This window comes from Bacillus sp. PPSBB_11, assembly GCF_038023285.1.
Lineage (GTDB): Bacteria > Bacillota > Bacilli > Bacillales > Bacillaceae > Bacillus > Bacillus altitudinis.
Map to the genome: position 1 here is coordinate 1641399 of NZ_CP150633.1, position 7443 is coordinate 1648841.

The 7443-nt window shown below is 42.7% G+C and carries 10 protein-coding genes; all 10 read left to right on the top strand.

Annotation, left to right across the window (positions count from 1 at the left end):
* Window positions 1-184 (top strand): hypothetical protein (locus V7L95_RS08225; protein WP_340968789.1); only part of this gene is annotated, 184 nt, incomplete at its 5' end.
* A 99-nt stretch (window positions 185-283) separates the two neighbouring features.
* On the top strand, window positions 284-640 hold the full coding sequence (locus tag V7L95_RS08230; protein ID WP_046342479.1) for a DUF2200 domain-containing protein: 357 nt from the start codon (window positions 284-286) through the stop codon (window positions 638-640).
* 160 nt (window positions 641-800) lie between these two features.
* Window positions 801-992: a PLD nuclease N-terminal domain-containing protein gene (locus tag V7L95_RS08235; RefSeq protein ID WP_003217265.1), complete on the top strand. Its 192-nt coding sequence runs from the start codon at window positions 801-803 to the stop codon at window positions 990-992.
* Window positions 993-1006: 14 nt separating this feature from the next.
* Window positions 1007-1924 (top strand): ABC transporter ATP-binding protein, encoded by a 918-nt coding sequence (locus tag V7L95_RS08240; protein WP_340968793.1) that lies wholly within the window; start codon window positions 1007-1009, stop codon window positions 1922-1924.
* Window positions 1921-2685 carry an ABC transporter permease subunit gene (locus V7L95_RS08245; RefSeq protein ID WP_340968796.1) on the top strand — a complete coding sequence of 255 codons (765 nt, stop codon included), beginning with the start codon at window positions 1921-1923 and terminating at the stop codon, window positions 2683-2685. The genes V7L95_RS08240 and V7L95_RS08245 overlap by 4 nt, the downstream gene beginning before the upstream one ends.
* Window positions 2686-2840: 155 nt before the next feature.
* A complete protein-coding gene (locus tag V7L95_RS08250; RefSeq protein WP_156061428.1) occupies window positions 2841-3560 on the top strand; it encodes an ABC transporter ATP-binding protein in 720 nt (239 codons plus the stop codon).
* Window positions 3529-5994 carry an FtsX-like permease family protein gene (locus V7L95_RS08255; protein WP_181891185.1) on the top strand — a complete coding sequence of 822 codons (2466 nt, stop codon included), beginning with the start codon at window positions 3529-3531 and terminating at the stop codon, window positions 5992-5994. Before V7L95_RS08250 ends, V7L95_RS08255 begins: the two co-directional genes overlap by 32 nt.
* Before the next feature lie 5 nt (window positions 5995-5999).
* Window positions 6000-6512: a PadR family transcriptional regulator gene (locus V7L95_RS08260; RefSeq protein WP_007498534.1), complete on the top strand. Its 513-nt coding sequence runs from the start codon at window positions 6000-6002 to the stop codon at window positions 6510-6512.
* Window positions 6513-6637: 125 nt separating this feature from the next.
* Window positions 6638-7030, top strand: a complete 393-nt coding sequence (locus tag V7L95_RS08265) for a RidA family protein (protein WP_212339074.1) — start codon at window positions 6638-6640, stop codon at window positions 7028-7030.
* A 71-nt stretch (window positions 7031-7101) separates the two neighbouring features.
* Complete coding sequence (locus tag V7L95_RS08270) at window positions 7102-7296, top strand: hypothetical protein (protein WP_076822548.1); 195 nt, start codon at window positions 7102-7104, stop codon at window positions 7294-7296.
* Window positions 7297-7443: the final 147 nt, after the last annotated feature.

Sequence of the window (7443 nt, forward strand, 5' to 3'; positions counted from 1 at the left end):
AATTGTTTTTTTCTTCATTGGTTATATTGCATTGTTTATCATTTCTTATTGTTTAATTGGTGGTCCTGTCTCAAGTGGAGGACCAATAGGTGTATTCCTTGGATTTTGTATTGTTCAATTTCTTAAATATAGAGCTTTCAAAAAAGATGAAAGAAATAATAAAGGCATATATCATCGTTTATAAGTTATATTTTTAACACATTATACTAAGTGCATAATGAGAGAGCGGCCCCTTGAGAAAGCGTGACAGTTTAAATATTTAACGAAGAAAGAGAGCAGACACATGACCAAACATAAAATTTACACAATGAGCTTTGCAAAGGTCTATCCTCTCTACATCGCAAAGGCAGAGAGAAAGGGACGAACGAAGGCTGAGGTTGATACGATCATTTGTTGGTTAACGGGGTACAGCCCCGCAGAGTTACAGGAGCAGTTGGACAAGCAGATAGACATTGAAACCTTTTTTGCTGAGGCTCCTGAGCTTCATCCTTCCCGCAGCTTAATTAAAGGAGTCATCTGTGGTGTTCGAGTAGAGGACATTGAGGAAGAAACCATGAAAAATATTCGGTATCTAGATAAGCTAATTGATGAGTTAGCCAAGGGAAAGAAAATAGAAAAGATTTTGCGAGATTCGTCATGAACATCACAAGCAAGCCCAGTGAATAACCTTCACTGGGCTTTTTTATATTTATAGACCATTCGACCAATAAAAATAAAATCCATTTGAACGAATTCTCTCTTCATGTCGTCAAAAGAAGTAATACCAAAACAAATTGGTGTTTGGAAAGGGAGTGGTGTGGATGGATATGAAGATGATTTTACCTCTTATTTTGCTACAAGCGATTTTAATGGTGATTGGTTTGTTTGATTTGCTGAAAAGAGATCCATCGAGGATTAGGGGAGAGGTGAAGTGGGTTTGGGCTTTGGTGATTGTGTTTGTGGCGAGTGCTGGTCCTATTGCGTATTTCATTTTTGGTCGTAAACAATCTTAGTAGGGGGGATTCGCTTGAATATGTTGGAGTGTCACGAGCTGACGAAATCGTATGGACGGCATGAAGTGTTAAAAGATGTCTCGTTTTCTGTTGGGGAGGTTGGATGTGTTGGCTTTTTAGGAGCCAATGGAGCGGGGAAGACAACGACGATCCGGATTTTGACGGGACTTGCTCGTCCTACGTCTGGCGTTGTGAAGGTGGCAGGTTTTGATGCCACAAAGGACATGGATCAAATCAGTCAGGTGATTGGATACTGTCCGCAGCATCCTGCATTTTATCAAGATATGACGGGGCAGGAATGGATGCATTGGGTTGGCGGGTTATTTCATTTAGAGAAAAACATCATTCGTTCCAAAACAGAGGAGCTGTTGAAGCTTTGCCGTGTGTATGAGGCGAAGGATCGTGCAATTGGCAGCTATAGTGGAGGCATGAAGCAAAGACTTGCCATTGCGCAGGCGCTGATCAATAGCCCACAGGTTCTGATCCTAGATGAGCCTGTGTCGGCACTTGATCCCATGGGGAGAAAAGACGTCCTGACTTTGATTGAGCGTCTAAAGCATGAGATGCTGATCTTTATGTCGACCCATATTTTAGATGACATTGAACGTGTGGCCGATCATATTATCATGATCAACAGCGGCAAAATTGAGATGTCCTCTTCTATGAAACAGCTCAAAGAAGACTATATCCAGCCCGTGATTGAATTTCAATTAGCACAACAGAATACGAAACTAATGGCTTTGTTAAAAGAACGGGATTGGGTGGAGGAATGTATTGAGACAGGAGGCACTTATCAGGTGCGAGTCAACAATCAACATACGGCATTGGAGGAGCTGCCGGGTCTCATCACTGAAACTGGCGGTGTTCTTCTCCAATATCGACTATCTAAGCTAACGCTTGAAGATATTTTCATGAAGGTTGTGACGGCATGATGATGTTGAAAAAGGAATTTAGGGAGTTATTCACTAGTTATAAAATCTTATTTGTGCCGATCATTTTTACGATTTTAATGATCACACAGCCTATTACGCTCAAAATGCTGCCGGACCTTTTATCGAAATCCGCTAATTTACCTGAAGGGTCTACATTTTATATACCAGAGCCTAGTGCTGGAGAGGCTTTAGCTAGTGCATTGAGTAAATTTGATTCACTCGGCGTGTTTATCCTCATTATGATCGTGATGGGGACGATTGCTGGAGAGCGTGCCTCTGGGGTGACGGCGATGATTATGGTGAAACCGATCAGTCGAATGAGTTATTATGCCTCAAAAATATGTGCCTATGCCTGTTTAACGTTGTTTAGTTTGGTAGTGGCGGTTCTAGCTTCCGTTTATTATGTAGACATTCAATTTGGGCATGTGGCTTGGGGCGATGTGTTAAAAGGAACGTTTTTGTATTATCCGAACCTACTGCTTATTGTAGTATCGACCATTTGTGCATCGGCGTTCTTTAAGCGCTCAGTGACTGCGGGCGGCGTTTCCCTTTTGATCAATCTCATCCTGTTTACCGTTCCTTCGTTTTATGAGAATACATTAGGGGAGTTTGCACCTAAAGGCGTCACAAGCGCGGCTGAGGAGATGATTCATAGAGGGACTTATTCGGATCAGGCACTCACAAGCTTTCTAGGTGTATCGGTATTGATTGGTTTCTTTTTTCTCATCGGATGGTTTCTTTTTAGAAAACAAGAATTATAGCATGATGTACCCTTTGGATATGAAAATCTAAAGGGTTTTTTATGTATTTAGTAAGTAAAAAATAAGACATAAATACATATTATCATGATTTAAATGTTGAAATAATATATACTTAGTATATAATTACTCCGTAAAGGGATGGGAGGAGTTTGCAGATGATTCAGATTAAGAATGTGAAGAAGGAATTCTTTCAAGGCCAGGAGCGGACTGAGGTGCTGAGGGGCGTTGATTTGACGGTAGAAGAAGGGGAGTTTGTAGCGGTGATGGGACCGAGTGGTTCTGGAAAAAGTACATTACTTCAGCTGTTAGGCGGGCTTGATCTGCCTTCAGATGGAGAGATTTTGATAAATGAACATCAGTTAAGTGAGATGAATGAGAAAGAGAGAACGATTTTCCGCAGAAAACAGATTGGGTTTGTGTTTCAAAATTATCAGCTGCTGCCTACGCTAACTGTCGAAGAGAATGTGGCGTTTCCGCTGCATGCAGATGGACGTTTAACAAAGGAGAATCAACAGACGGTTGTAGAGCTGTTAGAGGCTGTTGGCTTGAATGGACTTAGGCGGAAACGGGCTAGTTTGCTGAGCGGCGGTCAGCAGCAGCGTGTAGCGATTGCAAGAGCTCTAGTCAATCAGCCGTCAGTGCTGTTAGCAGATGAGCCGACGGGGAACTTGGACCGGCATAGAGCGGAGGATATTTTGGCGTTAATGTGCAAGTTCAATCGAGAAAGCAAGCAGACGATTATCATGGTGACGCATGATATTTTCGCAGCAGGATTTGCGGATCGAATCATCCTTTTTAAAGACGGTGTTATTGATCAAGTGATATCTAGAAAGGATGATGATTATGCTCAGTATGTGGCGAATTTCATGGCGTAACATGATTCAGCATAAAAAGCGGTTCGCCATTTCTGTATTAGGCATCATGGTGGGAATTGCTTTTGTCACGTCGATGCTCATTGCCGATCGAACGACAAATGATGTGTTTCATTACTATGAGCAAATGTATGTCGCTGATGCAGATTATTGGGTGTTGAGTGATGATCATACGTATGATGAGGAACAGATCTCCTCCATTTTAAACCATCCTGATGTGACAGGATCATTATTAGCGCTGGATAAACAGACGTTTTTTGAGGTAGAAGGTGATCACTCTCTTAACCAACGGGCAGTGCGCATTACCGGAGTACAAGATCAAACGAGCTCTTTACTGAAGCTGCCTGTGATTGAAGGGCGTTTGGATAATCAGGGGTTGGTCATACCAGATGTTGTGGCGAAGCTGCTGAATAAAAAAGTGGGAGATACCATTCGTTTTTCTGATTTGGGCGAAGCGAAGGTATCTGCCATTGTGGAATATACACAGCTGCTTTCAAGTCCGAGTGACTGGAAGAGTGCAGAATCATCGAGTTTTCGTGTGATGGCGCCGCTTGATTTATTGAGAGACTGGACGGGACTCGATCATCAGCTTTCTTATATGAGATTTCAGACGAATGATGGCGGAGAGCAGCTCTTTCAATCTTTACAGAAAGAGTTCAAGGATGCCGATGTTTTTGTCCAGCCTGTGGTGGCGGATGACCGACAAAGTAATGACATTGGCGGGTTGTACACGTTCTTTTATCTCATCGCAGGGCTGTCGATGTTTATGAGCGGTTTTATCGTGTTTAACATGATTTATACGAGTGTGATGGAACGGAAAAAGGAATTTGCGATTATGAAGAGCTTCGGTTACACGCAGGGCTCTGTTTCAAAACTAATGTTGATTGAGGTTTTGATCTTGGCATGTATTGGAACAGCCATTGGGGTGCCGATTGGCGTTTGGCTTGGAGATGTGTTCATGCAAACACTGCTTGGTGTGTTCGCTTTTGATATGGTGTATTCGTTAAATTGGCAAGTGCCTGTTGTAATTTCAGTGATCATTGGTATTGTGTTCCCTGTGCTGTTTTCGTTATTTCCGATCTATCATGCAGGGAAAACGTCTGTGCTGCTGACTTTAAAATCCACTACCCAAACTTCTGCACCGAAAAAACGATCGGTCATTAGGGCGGTGATAGGGATAGGCTTGCTTTCATTCATATGGGTGGATCATCCGGCTGCTTATCTTGCCATTTTAGCCAGCATGGTTCTGTTATTCCCATTTTTCCTGCTCTTTTTGAACCGGTTGTTGGCACCTCTTTTGAAGCTGGTTTTTGGCTATCCAGGTCATCTATCAGCGCAGCATGTCACGCAGCAACTGAATCGAAACGCTAATACGGCGGCGATTCTAGCTGTTGGGATTGCTGTGATCTTGCTTTTAAGTGCGGTCATTGAATCGGCTCCAGACGGCTACGAAAGAGAGATTCGTCAAACGTACGGCGGTGATCTCAGGGTTACTTCTGAAGCGTCATGGACGAAAGCGGATCAAGAAAAGCTGTCATCCTATGAGGCTGTTGAACGGGTGGAACCGATGATGGAAGCGGCTCCTTTGACATGGGAAACGGCTGATGGAGAGAAAAGACAATTTTCTCTGATCGGCGTAGAGGAAAAGGGACCGTCTTTTATAGAAGGTGACAATAAAGGCGATTTGTATCAACGATTATCAGAAACGCCTTCTATCGTGTTAGGAGAGCGTGCGTTTGATGAATGGGGTGGGCGTATTGGAGAGAGTGTGTATCTCAATGCACCTTCTGGCCGGCAACAGTTACAAGTCATTGATGTGGTCAAAACTTCTCATCATTCTGGTTATGTGGCATTTGTCGATCAGACATTTTTACAAGAGGATTTAGGGTGGGCGCAGCCCCTTGATATCCTGCTTACGTTAAAAGACAAAGGTGCCGGTGAGTCTTTACGAGATCAGCTATGGGAAGACTTTGGACATCGGCTTTCAAAGGTGAAAACAGTAGAGGATGGGATTAAATCAACGACATCGGCTTTCACTGGTATGAACGAGTTAATTTCTATGATGCTCATTTTCATTATGGGGCTCGCGAGCATTGGAACAGCCAATACACTGCTGATGAATACGCTTGAACGTACATCTGAGATTGGCACCATGCGGGCGCTGGGGCTGACAAAGCAGCAGGTGAGAAAAATGATCGTCGGAGAAGGTGTGCTCATTGGGTTAACAGGTGTGATTGGCGGCATTTTATTTGGTGTGATTCTTCTATATATTTCAAGCCAATCTGATTGGCTCGGTGGATTTGTTTCATTCCAATTGCCGTTTGTGCATCTAATGCTGGCAGTGATCGCAGGAATTGCACTCAGTTTAGCGGCTTCATGGATTTCTAGTGCGACAGCGAGTAAAATAGAGATGATATCATCTCTCAAAGAAGGTTAAATCATATGTCAGTGAAATACGGAATTTTAACATCGCTCTGTCAGCAGCAACATCATGGATATGAATTAAAGCTAGAGCTAGAGTCATTGCTCGGAATAAAAGGGAAAATCAACCCGGGTCAAATCTACACGACGCTTGATCGGTTAATTCGTGATCAATTGGTGACAGCAGTGGGAATAGATGACCAAGATCGAAAGCTGTACGACGTGACGGAAGAAGGCAGACAAGAGCTGGAATCATGGCTGTTGGCACCTGTTCCATATCATGCTGCAAAGGATGATTTTCACTTTAAATGGGGCTGTGCACGGAAAATCAGATTTCATCAAGAAAAAGAAATGCTTCAGCAGCAGAAAGCCGTCATCATGAAAGATGTGATGGAACTCACGAAGCTGAAAACGGAATGTCTTGTGCAAGGTGATGAGAGTCGGTACTTATTGATTTCTGGCACGCTGCTTCATTTAGAGGCGGATTTGAATTGGATTCATCAAATTGAGCATCGGAGCGGGTCATCATTTTAGAGAGGTCTTTCTTTTGAAGAAAGGTCTTTTTTTTGCTTCGTTCGGAGCATATACAGATAGGATGGGAAGAAAGTTTGGTATGATAGGTGGAAATTGATTGTATTTTCAGAAAAGGGGTTTGATCAATGAAAACATCACGTAATCCTGAGACCATTCACGCACCAGTTGCACCGTACATCCATCAAATAGAGACAACAGGGCCGCAGCGGTGGTTAACCTTATCAGGGCAAGTGGGGATGGAAGTCGATGGAACCATCCCAGCGAGCCCGATGGAACAGCTCGAGCTAGCGTTAGAGAATGTAAAACGCAATGTAGAAGCGGCAGATATGAAAGTGGAAGATATAACGAAGCTTGTGTTCTATTTAGTAGGGGAGTTTAATGCCGAGAGTAGAAAACGAATCATGGGTCAGTTTTTAGGGGATCACCTGCCTTGTATGACGATGATTTATGTGGTGGCTTTGGCTTCACCTGCTTTAAAGGTCGAGGTGGATGCATGGGCTTGTCGGGATATGGATTGATGAAATGATTGTTTATATCAGTTGAATATGCTAAAAATGGTATAAAAGAGTGTTAATAAAGAGGTGGTTTTTTGTTTCAATCAAACCAAGAATTGAAAAAAATAGTGGTCTTTTATGCAGGTGTGGGAGCTGTTTTGCTGATTCTCATGATGTTGACATGGCTGCCGATTTCTGCAGACTGGGAGTTGCCGTTGATTTTGTTTGGATTGGGGATTTTGTTTTATGTGAAGCGTGTGCTTTGGAAGGATGAAAAAGGTAAGGGCTAAAATGTTTAGCCCTTTTTTACGTAATCAAAGTTTCAACTTAAGTCATTGCCTGAATTTGATTTAAATTATGTTGGTTTCTGAACAGTAAATAGATTTAATGAATGATCATTAGGTATGTTGATAGAAGTTTGTTCTGCTATTCCTTTT